At 60.5% G+C, this 19,565-nt stretch carries 17 protein-coding genes and 1 pseudogene; 13 read left to right on the top strand and 5 right to left on the bottom strand.

Annotation, left to right across the window (positions count from 1 at the left end):
• Window positions 1–23: 23 nt before the first annotated feature.
• The 3 genes from CEC48_RS18510 (at window position 24) to CEC48_RS18500 (ending at window position 1,807) form a co-directional block, all read left to right on the top strand.
• Entirely contained in the window at window positions 24–407 is a 384-nt protein-coding gene (locus tag CEC48_RS18510; protein ID WP_088425049.1) for a tautomerase family protein, read from the top strand.
• Between the two features lie 52 nt (window positions 408–459).
• A complete protein-coding gene (locus CEC48_RS18505) occupies window positions 460–1,056 on the top strand; it encodes a TetR/AcrR family transcriptional regulator (protein ID WP_088425048.1) in 597 nt (198 codons plus the stop codon).
• 214 nt (window positions 1,057–1,270) lie between these two features.
• Entirely contained in the window at window positions 1,271–1,807 is a 537-nt protein-coding gene (locus CEC48_RS18500; protein ID WP_088425047.1) for a cysteine hydrolase family protein, read from the top strand.
• A gap of 15 nt (window positions 1,808–1,822) precedes the next feature.
• Here the strand turns inward: CEC48_RS18500 and CEC48_RS18495 are convergent, their stop codons facing one another.
• Both CEC48_RS18495 and CEC48_RS31155 read right to left on the bottom strand, forming a co-directional pair.
• A complete protein-coding gene (locus CEC48_RS18495; protein WP_088425046.1) occupies window positions 1,823–2,149 on the bottom strand; it encodes a hypothetical protein in 327 nt (108 codons plus the stop codon).
• Window positions 2,146–2,481 carry a hypothetical protein gene (locus CEC48_RS31155; protein ID WP_141099687.1) on the bottom strand — a complete coding sequence of 112 codons (336 nt, stop codon included), beginning with the start codon at window positions 2,479–2,481 and terminating at the stop codon, window positions 2,146–2,148. Before CEC48_RS31155 ends, CEC48_RS18495 begins: the two co-directional genes overlap by 4 nt.
• A gap of 179 nt (window positions 2,482–2,660) precedes the next feature.
• Here CEC48_RS31155 and CEC48_RS18490 point away from each other — a divergent pair, with 179 nt between their 5' ends.
• The 4 genes from CEC48_RS18490 to CEC48_RS18475 all read left to right on the top strand — a co-directional run bounded on the left by CEC48_RS18490 (window position 2,661) and on the right by CEC48_RS18475 (window position 7,542).
• Window positions 2,661–3,611: a 2-hydroxyacid dehydrogenase gene (locus tag CEC48_RS18490; RefSeq protein ID WP_088425045.1), complete on the top strand. Its 951-nt coding sequence runs from the start codon at window positions 2,661–2,663 to the stop codon at window positions 3,609–3,611.
• Window positions 3,612–3,701: 90 nt separating this feature from the next.
• The gene (locus tag CEC48_RS18485; RefSeq protein ID WP_088425044.1) at window positions 3,702–5,558 is read left to right on the top strand and encodes a pilus assembly protein TadG-related protein; all 1,857 of its coding nucleotides are present in this window, start codon (window positions 3,702–3,704) and stop codon (window positions 5,556–5,558) included.
• A 130-nt stretch (window positions 5,559–5,688) separates the two neighbouring features.
• Window positions 5,689–6,756, top strand: a complete 1,068-nt coding sequence (locus CEC48_RS18480) for a phosphotransferase family protein (protein ID WP_088425043.1) — start codon at window positions 5,689–5,691, stop codon at window positions 6,754–6,756.
• An 18-nt stretch (window positions 6,757–6,774) separates the two neighbouring features.
• Entirely contained in the window at window positions 6,775–7,542 is a 768-nt protein-coding gene (locus tag CEC48_RS18475; protein WP_088425042.1) for an SDR family oxidoreductase, read from the top strand.
• Here CEC48_RS18475 and CEC48_RS18470 read toward each other — a convergent pair whose 3' ends face one another.
• Window positions 7,543–7,986 (bottom strand): carboxymuconolactone decarboxylase family protein, encoded by a 444-nt coding sequence (locus tag CEC48_RS18470; RefSeq protein ID WP_088425041.1) that lies wholly within the window; start codon window positions 7,984–7,986, stop codon window positions 7,543–7,545.
• 162 nt (window positions 7,987–8,148) lie between these two features.
• Here CEC48_RS18470 and CEC48_RS18465 point away from each other — a divergent pair, with 162 nt between their 5' ends.
• Both CEC48_RS18465 and CEC48_RS18460 read left to right on the top strand, forming a co-directional pair.
• On the top strand, window positions 8,149–9,582 hold the full coding sequence (locus CEC48_RS18465) for a PLP-dependent aminotransferase family protein (RefSeq protein WP_088425040.1): 1,434 nt from the start codon (window positions 8,149–8,151) through the stop codon (window positions 9,580–9,582).
• Between the two features lie 84 nt (window positions 9,583–9,666).
• On the top strand, window positions 9,667–10,068 hold the full coding sequence (locus CEC48_RS18460) for a cupin domain-containing protein (RefSeq protein ID WP_088425039.1): 402 nt from the start codon (window positions 9,667–9,669) through the stop codon (window positions 10,066–10,068).
• On the opposite strand, the gene CEC48_RS18455 is transcribed toward CEC48_RS18460, so the two are convergent.
• Window positions 10,065–10,694 (bottom strand): DNA-3-methyladenine glycosylase I, encoded by a 630-nt coding sequence (locus CEC48_RS18455; RefSeq protein WP_088425038.1) that lies wholly within the window; start codon window positions 10,692–10,694, stop codon window positions 10,065–10,067. The genes CEC48_RS18460 and CEC48_RS18455 overlap by 4 nt on opposite strands.
• 217 nt (window positions 10,695–10,911) lie before the next feature.
• Here CEC48_RS18455 and CEC48_RS18450 point away from each other — a divergent pair, with 217 nt between their 5' ends.
• The 4 genes and pseudogenes from CEC48_RS18450 to CEC48_RS32215 all read left to right on the top strand — a co-directional run.
• On the top strand, window positions 10,912–12,237 hold the full coding sequence (locus tag CEC48_RS18450) for a C4-dicarboxylate transporter DctA (RefSeq protein ID WP_176438734.1): 1,326 nt from the start codon (window positions 10,912–10,914) through the stop codon (window positions 12,235–12,237).
• Window positions 12,238–12,382: 145 nt separating this feature from the next.
• Window positions 12,383–13,087, top strand: a complete 705-nt coding sequence (locus tag CEC48_RS18445) for a FadR/GntR family transcriptional regulator (protein ID WP_088425036.1) — start codon at window positions 12,383–12,385, stop codon at window positions 13,085–13,087.
• Between the two features lie 17 nt (window positions 13,088–13,104).
• Window positions 13,105–13,791, top strand: coding sequence for a GntR family transcriptional regulator (locus tag CEC48_RS18440; RefSeq protein ID WP_088425035.1), 687 nt, complete (start codon window positions 13,105–13,107; stop codon window positions 13,789–13,791).
• Window positions 13,792–13,805: 14 nt separating this feature from the next.
• A pseudogene (locus CEC48_RS32215) lies at window positions 13,806–13,900 on the top strand (N-acetyltransferase); the annotation flags it as partial.
• Between the two features lie 86 nt (window positions 13,901–13,986).
• On the opposite strand, the gene CEC48_RS18435 reads toward CEC48_RS32215, so the two are convergent.
• Window positions 13,987–18,846, bottom strand: coding sequence for an NAD-glutamate dehydrogenase (locus CEC48_RS18435; RefSeq protein WP_088425034.1), 4,860 nt, complete (start codon window positions 18,844–18,846; stop codon window positions 13,987–13,989).
• Between the last annotated feature and the right edge of the window lie 719 nt (window positions 18,847–19,565).

Below are 19,565 nucleotides of genomic sequence, written 5' to 3'. Positions count from 1 at the left end.
CGCCTCTCGCTGGAATCACCGCCATGCCAATCGTGCGCATCGACCTTCGGAAAAACTCCGACGTCACCTACGCCAAGCGCGTCGGCGTACTGATCTACAACGCCATGCACACGGCCATCGGCGTGCCTGAGCACGACAACTTCCAGATCCTCACCGAGCATGATGAACACCACTTCATCTATGACCCCGAGTACCTGGGCATCCAGCGCACCGACAACCTGGTGATCATCCAGATCACCCTGAATGAAGGTCGCAGCACCGAGCAGAAAAAGCTGCTGTACAAGACCATCGCCGACAGCTTGAACCGGGAACTGGCTGTACGCCTGGAAGACGTGTTTATCAGCCTGGTGGAGGTCAAGAAGGAAAACTGGTCGTTCGGCAACGGGATTGCGCAGTACGCCAGCTAAACGTTTTATGATGCCGCCCATCCCTGCCACAACCTGATCCAGAGAGCCTTTGATGCCACGCGTGTCCCGCAAACAAGCCGAACTCAACCGCGAAATCATCGTCGAGGCGGCCACGCGGCTATTTCGTGAACGGGGCATCCATGGCATCAGCGTGTCGGACGTGATGGCCGCTGCCGGGCTGACCCATGGAGGCCTCTACGGGCACTTCGAGTCCCGCGAGGCGCTGGCCACGGAAGCCTGCAACCGGGCGTTTGAACAATCGAGCCTGCGCTGGCAGGCCAGGGTCGAGCAAAGCCCAGACCCCGAGACCGCGCGCCGGGCGTTGATCGATCCGTACCTCACGGCAGCCAATCGTGACAACCCCGGAGACAGTTGCCCGGTGGCCGCCTTTGCCGGGGAAATGTGCCACGAAGGCGCCGACAGCGCGTTGCAACAGACTTTCATCCACGGCCTCGAAGAGTCGATGGGGATCCTCGGCGCCACCCAGGGCACCGGAACGCCCGAAGGTGACCGGCAGGCCGCCATGGCCCAGTACGCGATGATGGTCGGCGCCATTACCCTGGCCCGTGCGACCAAAGGCAGCGGCCTGTCCGATGAATTCCTCGACGCAGCCAGAAATCTCCTGATCCCGGAAAAAAACCTCGGCTGATGCGTTGACAGCCAAACGCTGCCGCCAGCATGATCGGCCCATGAACCTTATTCAGCTGGCCCTCACCCGCACCACCACGACCGCTTATGGCGGGTCGTGTGGTAGCTGTGAGTGGCGCGCAAACTAAGCCACCCGGTTTTACCCAAGGCCCCGCCAGCAATGGACGGGGCCTTTTTATTGCTCCGCCCATCTGGCAACCACAAGGAGCAATACCATGCCTGAAGCCAAGCGCCCCGCCCTGCTGATCATCGACATGCAGACGGGTCTGTACGACGGCCCGGAAAAACCCTACGAGCGCCAGCGCGTACTCGACAGCATCAACCAATTGATTCAGCGCGCCCGACACGCTGGCGTGCCAATTTTCGCGGCGCGCCACACCGGCCCGGCGGGCTCTCCCATCGAGGTGGGCAGCCCGTTCTGGCAGCTATGGCCAGCGCTGGAGGTCGATGAGGCCCGCGACACGGTTTTCAATAAAACCCGGCCCAGCTGTTTTCTCGGCACCGAGCTGGCGCAACGGCTGGAGGCGGCAGAGGTCAATGAACTGGTGATCGTCGGGATGAAAACCCAATACTGCATCGACACAACATGCCGGGTTGCCGTGGAACTGGGGTTCTCGGTGGTACTGCCGGAGGATGGCCATACCTGCATGGACACTCCGGCGTTATCGGCCGAGGCGATTATTGGGCATCACAATGCGACCCTGGTTGGGGCGTTTGTGAAGCGTGTGAAGGCGGCAGATATTTGCTTCTAAAGCCCAAGGCTTTGTCTAAGCCATGGTTCTCAATACGTTGCGCAGTTCGCCATTAATGGCACCCTGCGCAGCCACCAGCTGTTCGACCAGATCACCGGTTGCATGCGCCGTTAAAGCAATAACCGGGCAGTCCCAGTCGTAATTTCTTATTACATTTATGCGGAACCCACCGTGGGTATCGAAGGAGGGATACCAGCCGACATCCAATATAAGTCCACCGGCGTATTCAACCTGAAACATGTCCTCTTTCAACAGGTGGGCCTGATTCTCCATCGCCACATCCTGCAAGATGGAGAGATCGTCATGGGTGACGTTTCCGTCAATAAAACCTAATGAGATCAATTTGTTAACCTCCTGAATTCCTGCTCGGAAACCGGATGACCATGTATGACGCCCGCACTTAGCTCAATTCGAACCCAATAACTGAGTTTGCCATCGCTGGCACCTATGGCTTGCGAGTACTCCCTGAGTTTCCAGGGTTTTGCATGAGTGCTTGGCACTCCATTTTTATAGGCTTCTCTTTCAAGCTTTTCAATATTTATACCGGGCTTGTATTTGGAAGGGCCGTATCGGGTACTGCTGACAATGTCTTCCCAGGGGAGATTTTTTGAGGGGCTGTGCTTGTAGCCATAAGCGGTCCATTCAACGGTTTCAGGCGTGGCAGGAACATGCATCCATGACGTCTCTGCAAAGGAAAGTCGTCGAAGTCTGCAGCAGCAAAAAAGGCTGGGACGAACGGTCTGGAAAATCAGATTCGGCTGGTGAAATATGAAATTTTTCTGCGGTAAAGAAACGATCGGTACTACAAATCCCGCATAATCCAGGCCTCTGATCCTTTAGGAAGAGCCTTCCGATGCCCGTCACCGTTCTAGTCCTGGTTGAAACCATCAACGACTACCTGCCGATCATCGAAGGCAACGGCTTTCACGTGATCCTCGCGCCGACCCCGGCCGAGCGTGCCAAGGCAATCAAGACCCACGGCGGGCAAATCCAGGCGGTGCTGACCCGTGGCCCACTGGGCTTGTACGCCGAGGAAATCGCCGCGCTGCCGGTGCTGGAGATCATCTGCGTGATCGGCGCCGGTTATGAACACGTGGACCTGCAAGCCGCCAGCAACCGGGGCATCGTGGTCACCAATGGCGCCGGCGTGAATGCGCCATCGGTGGCCGACCACGCGATGGCCCTGCTGCTGTCGCTGGTGCGTGATATTCCCCGGGCCGACGCGGCGGTACGTCGCAGCGAATGGCCCAAGGTGATGCGCCCTTCCCTCGCCGGTAAACAACTGGGCATTCTCGGACTGGGCGCCGTAGGCCTGGAGATCGCCAAGCGCGCGGCCCTGGGTTTTGGCATGGAGGTGAGTTATCACAACCGCCAACCCCGCGACGACGTGGACTACACCTACTGCGCCACCGCCGTGGAACTGGCGCGGGCCTCGGACTTCCTGATCCTGGCCACGCCGGGCGGCGCCAGCACGCGGCATTTGATCGACCGCCAGGCCCTCGACGCGCTGGGACCCAACGGTTTCCTGGTGAACATCGGCCGCGGCAGCGTGGTGGTCACGGCCGACCTGATTACCGCCCTGGAGCAACGGCGCATCGGCGGTGCGGCGCTGGATGTGTTCGACGATGAACCCAAGGTACCGGATGCGCTCAAGCACCTCAGCAACACCGTGCTCACGCCCCACGTCGCCGGCCTGTCACCGGAAGCGGCCCACGACACCGTGCAGCGCGTGGCGGACAACCTGCTGGAATACTTTGCCGGCCGCCCCGTGTTGACGCCCGTGATATTGCCGCCACGAAAATAGTGGCCAATAGCCAGAAATCATTCAAATCCTGACTACACTGCTTGCGGGGATGCTCAGGACGCTGGTACTGGACCGGCGAAGGAACGCAGGATGGTTTGCCATGGACATGGCCCGGGTCGGCAGCGCGGCGCGATAGGGCTGATGGGTGCGATGACCCTCGGGATCGCGCTGTTGTTCCTGTTGCTGGTGGTTGACAGCGGTCGGCTGTACCTGGAAAAGCGCAAGTTGCAGCGTGTTGCCGACACCGCGGCGCTGGAAGTGGTGAGCCGTGGCGGCACCTGTGTGGCGCCAAATACCAACGCCGCACAATTCGCGATACAAAGCGCAGCCCGTAACGACTTCCCGACCGACGAGAACCGTACCCTGGCCACCGCCTGTGGCACCCTGGTGACCGGGGCTGACTTCATGCGCACCTTCACCCCCAACCTCTCCAAAGCCGATGCGATCCAGGTCATCGCCACCCATCGAGTCGTCACCAGCATCGCTAACGGCTTGTTCATGCTGTTCTCCCCAGGCCCTTTCGAGCCGACCATTCGATTACAGGCAGTGGCCGTGGCCGCAGTGCCCGCGCCACCGGTGGCAGTGCTGAGCATTCGCAGCACGTTGCTGACGGTGGACAGCACCAAGTCTGCGGCGCTCAACGCCCTGATCGGTGGACTGTTGGGAGGAAAATTGCAACTCAATGCAGTGGGCTGGGAGGGCTTGATCAACACCAACATCAGCCTGCTCAGTTACCTGGACGCCCTGGCCATTCAACTGAACGTCAGCGCCGGCAATTACGACCAACTGCTCAAGACCGACGCCACCGTAGGCCAACTGATCCAGGCCGCGATTGATGTACTCAAAGTGGGAGGCGACGCGGTCAAGGTGGTGATCAATAACCTGGAAGCGATCAAGCTGATTGCACCTGGCACGCAGATCCTGCATCTAGGCGACCTGTTGACCATTCAGAACGGCACCGACAAGAGCGCCCTGGACGTCAACCTGCAACTGTTCAACCTCATCCAGGGGTTTGTGCAACTGTCGAACAAGTACAACGCCGTGGCGGTGGAGCTGCCGATCGATGTATTGGGATTGGTGAATATCACCGTCAAGACCAAGATTATCGAACCGGCGCAGCTATCTGCCATCGGTAACCCGAAGCTGATCGACACACAACCGATCTTCGTCAGGACCGCGCAAGTCAGGACCTTGATCTGCGTGAACTTGCCCGTGGTCGGCGTGCTGAACGATGTGGTAGGCGGGGTAACAGGCCTGCTGGGGCTGTTGTTGGGCAGCTCCCTGGATGCAAAAATCGGTACCAAACTCGATGTGGCCCTGGAAGCGGCCAGCGGCAGCAGCGAGGTGACCGGCTATCGCTGCAATGGGCCTGCGGAAAAATCGTTGTCGGTAGTGGGTACCACTTCTGCCGTGCGGTTGATGGTCGGCCAGATCGACCCGAAAAAACTGTTTTCCTCCACCGCCCCGCTGAGTGTCGACGAGTTTCCATTGCTTGACCTGGGTATACAAACCTGCAGCAAGGGCGCCTGCGACCCTCGGCAACCCTACGCCGTCGGCGGCATCAGCCTGAGAGTCGACAGCAGCGTGGCCAAGACCACCAGGAACCACACCTATGCGTCGCCGCCCGAGGTGAAGCAGCCCCCCGACTACTTCAGTTTCAGTTCCAGTAACGTGGTAGGCAGCTTGAGCAACACGCTCAGTGGCATCCAGTTGATCAACCATCCACCCACACAGGGCGGGCTTTTGGGTTTGGTGCTGAACCTGGTGGTCGGCCTGGTGACGGGCGTGCTCAATCTCCTCACCGGTATTATCTCCGGCGTGCTCAGCCCGCTCCTCGACCCACTGGTCAATAACCTCCTCGCCGGCCTGGGCGTGGACCTGGCAAAAGTCGAGATCGGTGCCAACCTGTCCTGCAACCCCAGCGGGCGTGCAATTCTGGTGATCTGAGCACATCAGGCCCGCTGATCATCGGCCAACACGCTAACCTATTAAGCCGCCCCAACCTTGTGGCTTGGCGGCCGCGCGCATTAGATTAGCCAATAGTCCAAGGCCTTAAGAATAAGCAGAAGGGATAAGCATGGCGCTTAATGACCAATCGACCCAGATTCGCCCCGGCGAAGAACTTGATGCCAGCCTCATCGATCCCTACCTCAAGGCCCATATTCCGGGCTTGAGCGGCAGCGTCAAAATCAGCCAGTTCCCCGGTGGCGCCTCCAACCTGACGTACCTGCTGGAATACCCCGGCCAGGAATTCGTGCTGCGCCGCCCACCCTTTGGCCACAAGGCCAAGTCTGCCCACGACATGGGCCGCGAATACCGGATTCTCAACCAGCTCAAGGACGGTTTCCCGTATTGCCCCAAAGCCTACGTGCACTGCACCGACGAATCGGTGATCGGCGCCGAGTTCTACGTGATGGAGCGGGTCAACGGCATCATCCTGCGCTCGGACCTGCCGCCGGAACTGGGCCTGGACGCGGCCAAAACCGAAGCCTTGTGCAAAAGCTTTATCGACAAGTTCGTCGAACTGCACCAGGTCGATTACACCGCCTGCGGCCTGGCCGACCTGGGCAAGCCTGAAGGTTACGTGGAGCGGCAGATTCGCGGCTGGAGCGACCGCTACGAAAAAGCCCTGACGCCCGACGCGCCGAGCTGGGAAGCGGTACGTGCCTGGCTCAACGACAAGATGCCGGCCGACCACCCCACCTCGAGCATCGTCCACAACGACTACCGCTTCGATAACGTGATCCTCGACCCGCATAACCCGATGCAGATCATCGGCGTGCTGGACTGGGAGCTGACCACCCTCGGCGACCCGCTGATGGACCTGGGCAACACCCTCGCCTACTGGATCGAAGCGGCCGACCCGGCGCCGGTGCAACTGATGCGTCGCCAGCCAAGCAACGCCCCCGGCATGCTCACTCGCCGCCAGTTCGTCGACTATTACGCTGAACGCTCCGGAATCCAGGTCGACAATTTCGACTTCTACTACACCTACGGCCTGTTCCGCCTGGCCGGCATCGTGCAGCAGATCTACTACCGCTTCTTCCATGGCCAGACCCAGGACAAACGCTTTGCGCAGTTCATCCACATGAACAAGCTGCTGGAGCAGATGAGCCTGAATGTCATCAAACAGTCTTCCCTCTGACCCCTTCAAGGAAAAACCATGTCCAAGACTCAACTGTTCGACCTCGACGGCAAGATCGCTTTTGTTTCCGGTGCCAGCCGCGGTATCGGTGAGGCCATCGCCAAGTTGCTGGCCCAGCAGGGCGCCCACGTGATCGTGTCGAGCCGCAAGCTCGACGGCTGCCAGCACGTGGCCGACGCGATCATCGCCGCCGGTGGCAAGGCCACGGCGATTGCCTGCCATATCGGCGAAATGGAACAGATCACCAGCGTGTTTGCCGCAATCCGCGAACAGTTCGGCCGCCTGGATATCCTGGTCAACAACGCCGCCACCAACCCGCAGTTCTGCAACGTACTGGACACCGACCTGGGCGCGTTCCAGAAGACCGTCGACGTGAACATTCGCGGCTACTTCTTCATGTCGGTGGAAGCCGGCAAGCTGATGCGCGAGAACGGCGGTGGCAGCATCATCAACGTGGCGTCGATCAACGGGATTTCGCCAGGCGTGTTCCAAGGCATCTATTCGGTGACCAAGGCCGCCGTGATCAACATGACCAAGGTCTTCGCCAAGGAATGCGCGCCGTTCGGCATTCGTTGCAACGCACTGCTGCCGGGCCTGACCGACACCAAGTTCGCCTCGGCACTGGTGAAAAACGACTCGATCCTGAAAATGGCCCTGGCGCAGATTCCGCTCAAGCGCGTGGCCGACCCAAGCGAAATGGCCGGCGCGGTGCTGTACCTGGCCAGCGATGCGTCGAGCTACACCACCGGTGTGTCGCTGAATGTGGACGGTGGTTTCCTGTCCTGATCAATCATTCGGCGGTTGCTGGCGAAACCCTACGGCCAGGCGGTTCCAGGCGCTGATACTGGACACCGCCATGGTCAGGTCCACCAGTTCCTGCTCGCTGAACTCCACGCGCATCGCCGCAAACAGTTCATCCGGCACGCTGGAGGTTGGCAGCGTGGCGAGCGACTCGCTCCAGGCCAATGCCGCCTTCTCCCTCGCGGTAAAAAACGGCGAGTCGCGCCACACGCACAGGGCAAACAGGCGCCGCTCGCTTTCCCCGCTCTGGCGCGCCGCCATCGAGTGCATATCGGTACAGAACCCGCACTGATTGAGCTGCGAAACCCGGATCCGGATCAGCTCCAGCAAGGGCTTTTCGATGGACAAGCCAAAGGTCGCCGCTTCCAGCATCAGCATGCCCTTGAGCGCTTGTGGCGAGGCTGTGTAGTAATCCAGGCGAGCTTCCATCGGTGTAGCCCCAGTGACAAATGCAATGACTGCCCAGCCTAAAGGCCGCGTGGCATAAGCCCTATAGCCAAAATGCCGGTTTATGAAGGGACCACTTTTGCGGTTCCGAGCCGCGACGGTTGCGAGTAACCTTGCCAGGGATTGATCGCCTCTGGATGAAACATGGAACTGCACGTCGTCATCAACGGCCGCAAGGATCTGGCCGAACAGCTTTACCAGCAACTGCACGCGGCCATTGAGTCGGGCCAACTGGCGGCCGGCGCGCAACTGCCTCCCAGCCGGCTGCTGGCCGAGCAATTGGGCGTGTCGCGCAAGACGGTGTCCGACACTTACGCCACGCTGACCTACGAAGGTTTGCTGGTTGGCAAGATCGGCCGGGGCACGTTCGTCAACGCCCGGGCGCCGCGCTCCGAGCGTCTGCAAACCGCAACAGACCTGGCGTGCGCCGCCAACCTCGCCAAGTGGCAATCGCTGCCTTCCCCCATGCGCCACCCCACCCGGGACGGCACCTTGCGTTGCGAATTTATCGGCGGAGCCACCACCCGCAGCCAGTTCCCCCAGGAAGAATGGCGTCGCTGCACCCAGGACGCCTTGCGCCGCATCGCCCAGAACAGCGGTTACTACAGCCAGCCTGAAGGCTTGCCGGCCCTGCGCAACGCAATCGCCGGGCACATTGCGTTTTCCCGCGGGGTCAAATGCCGGGACGACGACATCGTGGTCACCAACGGCGCCCAGCAGGCGCTGGACCTGATCGCCCGCGTGGTGCTGGAACCGGGGAGCATCGTCGCCATGGAAGACCCCGGCTACACCCCGGCGCGGCTGATGTTCAACGCGGTGGGTGCCACGGTCGTGGGCGTGCCGGTAGACGAACAGGGCATCCAGGTTGAATTGATACCCGACGGCACCCGGCTGATCTATGTGACGCCGTCCCATCAGTTCCCCCTTGGCATGCCGATGAGCCTGGCGCGGCGCGAGGCGTTGCTGGCACGGGCGTTCGAGCTGGGCGCTATCGTCATCGAAGACGATTACGACAGTGAGTTCCGCTACGAGGGCCGTCCCACCGACTCGCTGCAAAGCATGGACACCCGCGGTGTTGTGACTTACGTCGGGACCTTCTCGAAAACCCTGCTGCCGGAGCTGCGCCTGGGCTACGCCGTGCTGCCACCGGCGATTTTTGGCGCGGTGCTCAAGGCCAAGCAATTGACCGACCAGCACAACTCCACCCTGCCGCAATGGGCCTTGGCCAAGTTCATCAGCGAAGGCTATCTGCTCAAGCACATTCGCCGTTGCCACACCGTGTACGCGGGGCGCCGGGAACGCATTCTCAAGCGCCTGGCCGGTGACCTGTCGCCGTGGTTCGAAGCGGTGCCCACCGTGGCCGGGTTCCATCTGGCGGCGCTGTGCAAGGTGCCGGTGAATATACCGCTGCTGATGGAGTTGGCCCGCAGGGTCGAGGTCGGCCTGTATCCCTTGAGCGTGTTCTTCCATGACGTGCCGGTACGCGACGGTTTGATCATTGGTTTCGGCGCCATCGAAACCCTGGATATTGACCCGGCGCTGGATAAAGTTCGCGACATCCTGCAAGAGATTGGCTGAGGGTTTTTCCGGCAGATTGGTTATTGGTCACCCCATGACCTGCGCGTAGGGTGAAGAGATCCAAAACCTCTCGGAAGCATCACCATGAAAGTACTGCTCGGCACCACCCTGCTGCTGGCCTCGTTAAGCGCCTTTGCCCACGACCCGGTGTACAACCAGGAAAAAATCAACGTGCTGCAAGAACACGCCCTGACCAACGTCCCCGGCAAGAAAACCGTCATGCTCATCGTGGACTACGCCCCGGGCCAGGCCACCGTGCCCCACAGCCACACCGGCACCGCCGTGGCGTATGTGCTGGAGGGTGAAATCACTTCGCGAGTCAACGATGAGAAGGCGATCACCTACAAGGTCGGCCAATCGTTCTATGAGCCGGCCGGCTCGCGGCACTTCGAATCCAGCAATGCCAGCCAGACCGAACCGGCGAAACTGCTGGTAGTGATGGTGATGGACGACAAGGCCGAGGTGCTCACGCCGCTGCCGCACTAAGGCCGATTGAATTGCCGGCGGCGGTCCTCGATCTGCTGCCGGCAGATGCAGCCTTCAAGGTGGTCGTTGACCATGCCCATTGCCTGCATGAATGCATACAGGGTGGTCGGCCCCACGTAGCTCCAGCCGCGCTTTTTCAGGGCCTTGGACAAGCGCGTTGACGCGGGCGACGTCGGGTTGGCGGTCCAGTACGCCAGGTCGACGTGAGCCGGGCGCTCATCGGCGCCCGGCTCAAACGACCACAGCCACGCTGCCAGCGAGCCGGTTTCATCCACCAGCTCACAAGCGCGCCGGGCGTTGTTGATGGTGGACACGATCTTGGCGCGATTGCGCACGATGCCCGGGTCGGCCATCAGCCGCTCGATATCCTGCTCGGTGTACTGCGCCACGCGGCGAAAATCAAAACCTTCGAATGCCCGGCGAAACGCCTCGCGCTTGCGCAGGATGGTGATCCACGCCATCCCCGCCTGAAAACCTTCCAGGCAAATCTTCTCGTACAACGCAATGTCATCGGCCACCGGCACGCCCCATTCGTGGTCGTGGTAATGCGGGTACTCCGCTGCGGCCGTGCGCCATGTGCAGCGCGTCAGGCCGTTCTCATCCGTCGTCAGTCCCGGGATATCCATAGCTCACCTGTTTGGCCAAGCTGCGGATAATAAGCGAAAAAAATTTCCCTCCGCCAACCGCTCAAGCACCGACCTTGCGAACCAACTGGTCAGACCGGAACCTGGCATCCACGTAATATTTACTTGCGACTTGAAAAAAACCGAGCGTAGACTGGCCCCGCACTGGACATACCGGTCAGACCACAACAATTAAGCCCTGGACCCACCAGGGCACCGAATAGAGATCCCTCCCATGCTCAGATGGTGCTCGCGTTCGATTTTCCTGCAAGTCGTGATTGGCCTGGTGATTGGCATAATCTGCGGCCTCGCCCTTCCCGAATTCTCCTCGCAACTTAAGCCTCTGGGCGACGGCTTTATCAAGCTGATCAAAATGCTGATTGGTCTGATCGTGTTCTGCGTAGTGGTCAGCGGCATTTCCGGCGCCGGCGACTTGAAGAAAGTCGGGCGCATCGGCCTCAAGTCGGTGATCTACTTTGAAGCACTGACCACCGTGGCCCTGGTGATTGGCCTGATCATGGCCTTCAGCACCGGGATCGGTACCGGCGCCAATATCCACCTGGAACAACTGTCGTCCGCCGGCCTGAATGAACTGGCAGACCGTGGCCAACACATCAAGGGCACCAGCCAGTTCCTGATGGACCTGATCCCCAACTCGGTGATCGGTGCCTTCGCCGACAACAACGTGCTGCAAGTGCTGTTGTTCTCCGTCTTGTTCGGCAGCGCCTTGAACCTGGTGGGCGAAGCCGCCTCCGGCATTTCGCGGTTGATCAACGAGCTGAGCCACGTGATCTTCCGCATCATGGGCATGATCGTACGCCTGGCACCCATCGGCGTGTTCGGCGCCATCGCCTTCACCACCAGCACCTACGGCCTGGATTCCCTGCAACACCTGGGCAGCCTGGTGGGCCTGTTCTACCTCACCTGCTTCCTGTTCGTCGCGGTGATTCTTGGCCTGGTGATGCGCCTGTCAGGCCTGCGGATGCTGCCGCTGCTCAAGTACCTGCGCGAAGAACTGTTGATCGTGATGGGCACCGCGTCCTCCGATGCGGTGTTGCCGCAGATCATGCGTAAACTGGAGCACCTCGGCATCGGCAGCTCGACCGTGGGCCTGGTGATTCCGACCGGGTATTCGTTCAACCTCGACGGTTTTTCCATCTACCTGACCCTGGCCATCGTGTTTATCGCCAACGCCACCGGCACGCCGCTGTCGATGACCGACCTGCTGACCATCCTGCTGGTGTCGCTGATCACCTCCAAGGGCGCCCACGGGATTCCGGGCTCGGCGCTGGTGATTCTGGCGGCGACGCTCACGGCCATCCCGGCCATTCCAGTGGTGGGCCTGGTGCTGGTGTTGGCGGTGGACTGGTTCATGGGCATTGGCCGGGCGCTGACCAACCTGATCGGCAACTGCGTCGCCACCGTGGCCATCGCCCGTTGGGAGAAAGACATCGATATCCAGCGCGCCAACAAGGTGCTGGACGGGCAACAAGGGTATGCATTCCAGGCTAAAAAGCCGGTAGTGCCCGCCCATCAAGAGTTCTAATGAGACGAACTCATCCCCTGTGGCGAGGGAGCTTGCTCCCGCCGGGATGCGAAGCGGCCCCAAAAAATGGGCCTGCTGCGCAGTCCAGCGGGAGCAAGCTCCCTCGCCACACAAAGCAGACCGCTCAATTTAAAGGGAGCCACACGTGATCACCTCGTCAACTGTCGTCAATTCCGTGGTAGAAAAACTGCGCGCCGCCCTGGCGAGGGGCCAGTGGCGGCGCGGCGAGATGCTGCCCGGCCAGCGTGAACTGGCCGAGCAAATGGGCATCAGCCGCCCGAGCCTGCGCGAAGCCGTGATCGTGCTCGAAACCCTCGGCCTGGTGCGCTCCATGCCCGGCAAGGGCGTGGTGGTGCTGGAAGCCACCCTCAGCGAGCCCCAGGCCCAGGACAGCGGCGTGGCCGAAGCCAGCCTCGAAGACATCCTGCAACTGCGCTACACCCTGGAGCCGTTTATCGTCGGCCTGGTAGCGCAATCCATCAGCAGCAAGGAAGTCGGGCAACTGCGCCTGACCCTGATGGACATGCGCGAAGCCCTGGACGCAGGCGACAGCGAAGCCGGGATGAATGCCTACATCGCGTTCCACGAAGAGCTGTTCGCCCTGACTTCCAACCCGATCTTCCAGAACGTGGTGCAACAAACCAGCAACGCCCTCAAGCAAAGCGCCCAGGTACTGCGCAATTCCCCCGAACACCTGGCGGAACGCTTGCAGGAAAACGACGCCGTGGTGCGTGCCATCCGCAACAAAAACAGCGCCCTGGCCAGCGCCGAAATGCGCCGGCACATCCTGCAGGAAGGCTTGCGCATGGGCATTCGCTTGAACATCCCGGATGACCATCTGGGCAGCTGACTTTCTGGAGAACGGCCATGACCGCTCGCGCCCTGCACACCCCTTTCCCATTGACGCCGTTGCGTCTGGTGGGCAAGCCGAAACTCTCGGTAGACGACATCTACCCTGCCCTGTTCGACGCCATCCTCGAACAACGCATTGCCCCCGCCAGCCGTTTTACCGAGGAGAGCCTCGGCCAAAGTTTTGGTGTCAGCCGCAGCGTGATTCGCCGGGTGCTGGCGCGGTTGTCGCATCAGCAAGTGATCATCCTGCGGCCCAATCATCGGGCGCAGGTGGCGGCGCCGGATGCACAACAAACCCAGCAGATTCTTGAGGCCCGGCGCCTGACGGAAATCACCGTGGTGCAGTTGGCGTGTGCCCATGCGAAACCTGCGCAGGTGCGGCAGTTGCGTGAGTTGATTGCGCGGGAGCGGGAATGCATCGAGCGTGACCAGCGCGGGCCGGCGATTCGGCTTTCCGGGGAGTTTCACCTGCAACTGGCGGCAATCGCAGGCAACGCCCCGTTGGCGCAGTTTCTCAACAGCCTGGTGCCGTTGACGTCGTTGGTGATAGCGCAGTTTGAAGCGAAGGCCTGCACGTATTGCGCGTGGCAGGAACACATGGCGATTGTGGATGCGGTGGAGCAAGGCGATGCAGGTACAGCCGTCAGCTTGATGACCCAACATCTGGACCATCTGGAAGCCAAGTTGCTACGCAGCAATTGATCACACCGCTTTACCTGTGGCGAGGGAGCTTGCTCCCGCTGGGGCGCGTAGCGGCCCAAAAAATGGGACTGCTGCGCAGTCCAACGGGAGCAAGCTCCCTCGCCACAGGTTGAGCTAACCCCCTGATGATCAAGTACAAAAAAGCCCGGCATCTTTCGATACCGGGCTTTTTGTTTTAACGCTCAATCAAGCCGGTTACAGCACCGACTGACCGCTCAACGCCAGGTCCAGCAACTCGCGGTTGGCCACCGCGTACATGGCGTAGTCCGTGCCGACCGCAGCACGAATCTCCACCATCATCGCGCGCCAGCGCTCCACCATGCTCGCGTTCTGCTCAAGCCACAGGGCCACGCGGGCTTCCATGTCTTCTGGCGCATCGGCCATTTGCAGAACCTTGATGGTGATCGCCCGTTGCTGCCAGTCCACGTCATCGCGGAAGGCTTCACGGGCCTGGGCCTGCCAGTTGTTGCCCACCGGCAGATCGCTGATTTGCTGCAGGTACCATGGCAAGTCCAGGGCGCTACCGACGGCGAAGTAAGCCTTGGCCACATCAGCAGCGCTCTGACCAGTCACGTCGGCCGCTTCGATGATCGGCAGCAAGGTGTACAGGTGGGTAGTGCCTGCGACCATGCGCGCCAACAGCTCCGGCACACCGGCTTCGACATACGCCTGGTAACGGTTCTGCCAGCCTTCGCGGGTCGGGCCTTCCAGCAGTTCGTCGAGCTTGAGGCCCAACGCTGCCAGGTGCGGACCGAAGTGCGCGACGTCACGGGCAGCATCCTGCTCGTTGCGACGGCTACGCAGGAACCAGCGTGTAGCACGGCGGCCCAGGCGCATCAGTTCGTCCATCAACGCCAGTTGCACGTCAGCCGAAACCTGGTGGTCCAGGGCTTCAATCTGACGGAACCAGTGCGGGAGGTGGAAGATGTCACGCACGATCACATAAGCACCGGCCACGTTCGCCGGGCTCATGCCGGTGGACTCTTTGAGCCGCTGAACGAAGGTGATGCCCATGTGGTTGACCAGGTCGTTGGCGATCTGGGTGCTGACGATCTCGCGCTTCAGACGATGGCGACGCATGGCTTCGGAGAACTTCGCCACCAGGCTCGGCGGGAAAGCGGTCTCCATGTCACGGGTCAGGTAGTCGTCATCCGGTACCAGGGATTTGAGCAGCGCTTCCTTGAGGTCGATCTTGCTGTAGGAGATCAGTACCGACAGCTCCGGACGGGTCAGGCCCTTGCCGGTGGCAGCACGCTCAGTGAGCTGATCTTCCGAAGGCAGGTACTCGATGGCGCGGTCCAACTTGCCACGGCTTTCCAGGTCGCTCATAAGGCGCTTGTACTCGGCTGCTCGCTCGAAAGCCTTGCGGGCGGCCAGGGACAAGGCCTGGGTTTGCTTGTAGTTGTTGCCCAGCACCAGGTGGCCGACTTCGTCGGTCATGCTCGCCAGCAACTGGTTGCGTTGCTTGTCGGTCATGTCACCGGCCTGCACCACTTCGTTGAGCAGGATCTTGATGTTCACTTCGTGGTCGGAGCAATCCACACCACCGGCGTTGTCGATAAAGTCGGTGTTGGAACCGCCGCCATTAAGGCCGAATTCCACACGACCCAATTGGGTCATGCCGAGGTTACCGCCCTCGCCCACCACCTTGCAGCGCAACTCGTTGCCGTTGACGCGCAGCGCGTCGTTGGCCTTGTCGCCTACATCGGCGTGGCTCTCGGTGCTGGCCTTGACGTACGTACCGATACCACCGTTCCACAACAGGTCTACCGGCGCCTTGAGCAAGGCATTCAGCAGTTCGGTCGGGGTCAGCTTGTCGGCCTGGATGTCGAAGCGTTCTTTCATCTGTGGCGAGATGGCAATGCTTTTCGCGCTGCGCGAGAAGATACCGCCGCCTTCCGACATGATGCTGGTGTCGTAGTCGGTCCAGGCCGAACGCGGCAAGTCGAACAGGCGCTGACGTTCAACGAAGCTGTTGGCCGGGGTCGGGTTTGGATCGATGAAGATGTGCAGGTGGTTGAAGGCCGCGACCAGTTGCAGCTTGTCGGACATCAACAGGCCGTTGCCGAACACGTCGCCGGCCATGTCGCCCACGCCCACTACAGTGATGCTGTCTTGCTGGACGTTGATGCCGCGCTCACGGAAGTGACGCTGCACGCCCACCCACGCGCCCTTGGCGGTGATGCCCATTTTCTTGTGGTCGTAACCGGCAGAACCACCGGACGCGAACGCATCACCCAGCCAGAAGCCGTAGTCGATGGCGATGCCGTTGGCGATGTCGGAGAAGGTCGCAGTGCCCTTATCCGCGGCCACTACCAGGTACGGGTCATCGTTGTCATGGCGCACCACGTTCAACGGTGGCACCAGGGCGCCGTCTTTCAGGTTGTCGGTGATGTCCAACAGGCCCGAAATGAAGATGCGGTAGCAGGCGATGCCCTCGGCCGCGATCTCGTCCCGACCGCCGCCCAATGGCAGGCGACGCGGCAGGAAACCACCCTTGGCGCCCACCGGCACGATCACCGAGTTCTTCACCTGCTGGGCTTTTACCAGGCCCAACACTTCGGTACGGAAGTCTTCTTCACGGTCGGACCAGCGCAGGCCGCCGCGAGCGACGTTACCAAAGCGCAGGTGCACGCCTTCAACCCGTGGCGAATACACGAAGATTTCAAACTTCGGCACCGGCTTTGGCAATTCAGGAATTGCGTGCGGGTTGAACTTGAAGCTGAAGTACGACTTGTTCTGGCCGTTGGCATCCGCCTGGTAGAAGTTGGTCCGCAGGGTGGCCTTGATCAGGTCCAGGTAGCGACGCAGGATGCGGTCTTCGTTGAGCACCTGAACGTCGTCCAGGGCCGTGAGGATCGCTTGCTCCAGACGCTGCTGCTTGTCTTCGAGGTCTTCGGCAGTCAGCTTGCGCGCCAGGTAGAAACGAGTCTTGAACAACCGGGTCAACTCGCGGGCGATGTCGGTGTGGTTGTTCAGGGTGCTGGCGATGTAACCCAGGTCGAAGCCCAGGCGAATCTGCTTCAGGTAACGGGCGTAGGCACGCAGCAGCGCCACGTCGCGCCATGGCAGGCCGGCGGTCAGTACCAGGCGGTTGAACGCATCGTTCTCGGCATCGCCATTGACGATGTGCACGAACGCGTCCTGCAGGGTGTCGTTGAGCTGCTGGATGTCGAGGTTCAGGCCTTCGGCGGCGGTGAACGCGAAATCGTGAATCCAGAACTCGCGGCCATTGGCATGACGCAGGCGGTACGGGAATTCACCCAGTACACGCAGGCCGAGGTTTTCCAGGATAGGCAGCACGTCGGACAGCGCCAGCGGGGTGTCGGCGTGATACAGCTTGCAGTGCAGCTCGCGCTGGCCGGAGACCTGGCCCAGCGGCTGATAGAAGCTCATCACCAGCGGGTTGGCTTCGGTGAGGCTGAGCAAGTGCTGCATGTCGACCACGGCCGAATGCGCGGCGAAACGCTCGCGATAGCCAGCCGGGAAGCCTTTCGGGAAATCCGCCAGCACGTTGGTGCCATGGGCTTCGCCGAAGCTTTCCACGACCAGGCTGGAGTAGTCGTCCTGCCAGCTGCGGCAGGCCTGCACCACTTCTTTTTCCAGTTGCAGCGGGTCGATGTCCAGGCGGTTCTTCGGGTCTACCCGCAGGATCAACTGGACGCGAGCCAATACGGATTCGGAGAAGAAGGTCCAGAATTCGCAGTCCGAGGCTTTCAGGCGATCCATCAGCACTTGCTGGATCTTCTGGCGCACTTCGGTGGAGTAGATGTCGCGCGGCACATAGGCCAGGCAGTAGCAGAAGCGACCGTACGGGTCTTTGCGCAGGAACACGCGGATCTTGTTGCGCTCCTGGATCTGCACAATCGACATCACGGTGCTGAACAGCTCGTCCACCGGGGTCTGGAACAGATCATCACGGGGCAGTACCTCGACCACCTGGGCCAGTTCCTTGCCCAAATGCGCCTTGGCCTGGAAGCCCGAACGGTGTTCGATTTCCGCCACCTTGCGACGGATATACGGGATCACCCGCACGCTTTCGCCGTACACCGAAGAGGTGTAGAGGCCCATGAAGCGGCATTCCTTGATGACCTTGCCGTCGGCATCGATCTGGCGGATCGACACGTAGTCCGGGTAGGCCGGGCGGTGCACGCGGCTTGGGTGCGCAGCCTTGGCAAACGACAGCACAGCTGGCTCACGCAGGTAGTTCACTGCGTAGTCTTCGATGCGCAGGTCGTCGGCCGTCAGGCCTGGGCGCAGGAGTTTGGTCAGACCGAGGAACGAGTTGGCGTCATATTCGATATGACCGCCGTCCGCCTCGTCACGTACCACAAACTCTTCATAGCCGAGGAAGGTGAAGTGGTTGCCCACCAGCCATTCCAGGAAGCTCTTGATCTCTGCTTTCTCTTCGCCGTCGATCACGTACGAGCTGGTGTCGATACCGGCCAGCAGTTCCTGGACCTTGGCTTTCATCGGTTCGAAATCGGCGACAGCGACGCGCACTTCGCCCAGCACCTGCTCAAGTTCCTTACTCAGGACATTCAGCTCGGCGGCGTTGGCGCAGCGGTCGATTTCCAGGTACATCAGCGATTCTTGCAGGACATCTTCGCCCTGGGTGCCTTTGGGCAGGATTTCCAGCAACTCGCCCTTCTTGCCACGACGCACACTGAGCACGGTGGTTTGCAGGGTGTGGATGCTGTAGCCACGGCGGTTCAGCTCGGTACGCACCGAGTCCACCAGAAATGGCAGGTCGTGGTGCAGCACTTCGACCGCGGTGTGAGTCGATTGCCAGCCATGACGTTCGTAATCGGGGTTGTAGACCCGCACTTGCGGTTGGGTGTGATCAAAGCGCTCAAGCAGGCGCCAGGCAGACAGGGTGCAACCGGCCAGGTCGGACAAGCGACGCTGGGTCAGTTCATCCAGGGAAATAATGCCGAAAAATTGTTCAGCGAACAGCGCCACTTGTGGCAGTGCCTGTTCACTGATGTGCTGCGCCAGTGCCGCTTGCAGTTGGTGCTGGAAGTCGGCTTTGCTGGCTGCGGTGAAGAACGCCATCTGTGGTACTCCGCTTGGGCTTGTTATTGATGGAAGCGTCGCGTGTTATCCCCTTGCGGGGAGACCGTCAGCTCTGTTCGCGGTCTACAGTAACGAATTCAGAGTGACAGGTGGGTGAAGCTGGACAAGACAATGAGGTCACATTCAACTTCCATAAGATGCGCACCTTGCCAGGTGACGGTACGACGGGCAGGTCAGACTCCCGGCGGGGCACATCCGTTGCGCAGCTTAACGAGTGTAGGAAGCAGGCTGCTTGCGACGCTGCGACATATTCGGTCATCGGCACGCTGCTGGCAGGTTGCGACTTGGGCAACCGGGCGTTTTCGGAGAAATCCCGGGGCGCCGAGTACCGAAAATGACTGATGTAGCCCGTCAGGTCATGCCACAAGGTCTGACACACGATGCAGCACAAAATTCGCCGGAGTCTCGCCAGCGTGCCGCGAGGGGCCTGAGAAAGTGAATCGCCACGGTAAATTCTCGATGGCCGCCCCTGATCAACAGGGAGAACGAACGCGTTATCACGTCAAAAAAAATTAGATAAAGATTTCCCGAGTTATTCCTCGACTGTCTATCCCCACAAAAACATAAACGCGATAAGCCATTGAAGCAATTACATGCAAAAGCAGTTCACAAAAAAAATTAAACATAGTCAACTATCATCCCACGCTTCGGCGAGACACATCCTACATAAACACAGGACGTACGCGCCTTCACACCAA

Source organism: Pseudomonas sp. K2I15, assembly GCF_002204795.1.
Lineage (GTDB): Bacteria > Pseudomonadota > Gammaproteobacteria > Pseudomonadales > Pseudomonadaceae > Aquipseudomonas.
This window is presented reverse-complemented; position numbering and strand designations above follow the sequence as displayed.

Coding starts and splice junctions, on each gene's coding strand:
- CEC48_RS18510 (WP_088425049.1), top strand. CDS start 24: ATGCCAATCGTGCGCATCGACCTTCGGAAAAACTCCGACGTCACCTAC.
- CEC48_RS18505 (WP_088425048.1), top strand. CDS start 460: ATGCCACGCGTGTCCCGCAAACAAGCCGAACTCAACCGCGAAATCATC.
- CEC48_RS18500 (WP_088425047.1), top strand. CDS start 1,271: ATGCCTGAAGCCAAGCGCCCCGCCCTGCTGATCATCGACATGCAGACG.
- CEC48_RS31155 (WP_141099687.1), bottom strand. CDS start 2,481: ATGCATGTTCCTGCCACGCCTGAAACCGTTGAATGGACCGCTTATGGC.
- CEC48_RS18490 (WP_088425045.1), top strand. CDS start 2,661: ATGCCCGTCACCGTTCTAGTCCTGGTTGAAACCATCAACGACTACCTG.
- CEC48_RS18485 (WP_088425044.1), top strand. CDS start 3,702: ATGGTTTGCCATGGACATGGCCCGGGTCGGCAGCGCGGCGCGATAGGG.
- CEC48_RS18480 (WP_088425043.1), top strand. CDS start 5,689: ATGGCGCTTAATGACCAATCGACCCAGATTCGCCCCGGCGAAGAACTT.
- CEC48_RS18475 (WP_088425042.1), top strand. CDS start 6,775: ATGTCCAAGACTCAACTGTTCGACCTCGACGGCAAGATCGCTTTTGTT.
- CEC48_RS18470 (WP_088425041.1), bottom strand. CDS start 7,986: ATGGAAGCTCGCCTGGATTACTACACAGCCTCGCCACAAGCGCTCAAG.
- CEC48_RS18465 (WP_088425040.1), top strand. CDS start 8,149: ATGGAACTGCACGTCGTCATCAACGGCCGCAAGGATCTGGCCGAACAG.
- CEC48_RS18460 (WP_088425039.1), top strand. CDS start 9,667: ATGAAAGTACTGCTCGGCACCACCCTGCTGCTGGCCTCGTTAAGCGCC.
- CEC48_RS18455 (WP_088425038.1), bottom strand. CDS start 10,694: ATGGATATCCCGGGACTGACGACGGATGAGAACGGCCTGACGCGCTGC.
- CEC48_RS18440 (WP_088425035.1), top strand. CDS start 13,105: ATGACCGCTCGCGCCCTGCACACCCCTTTCCCATTGACGCCGTTGCGT.
- CEC48_RS18435 (WP_088425034.1), bottom strand. CDS start 18,846: ATGGCGTTCTTCACCGCAGCCAGCAAAGCCGACTTCCAGCACCAACTG.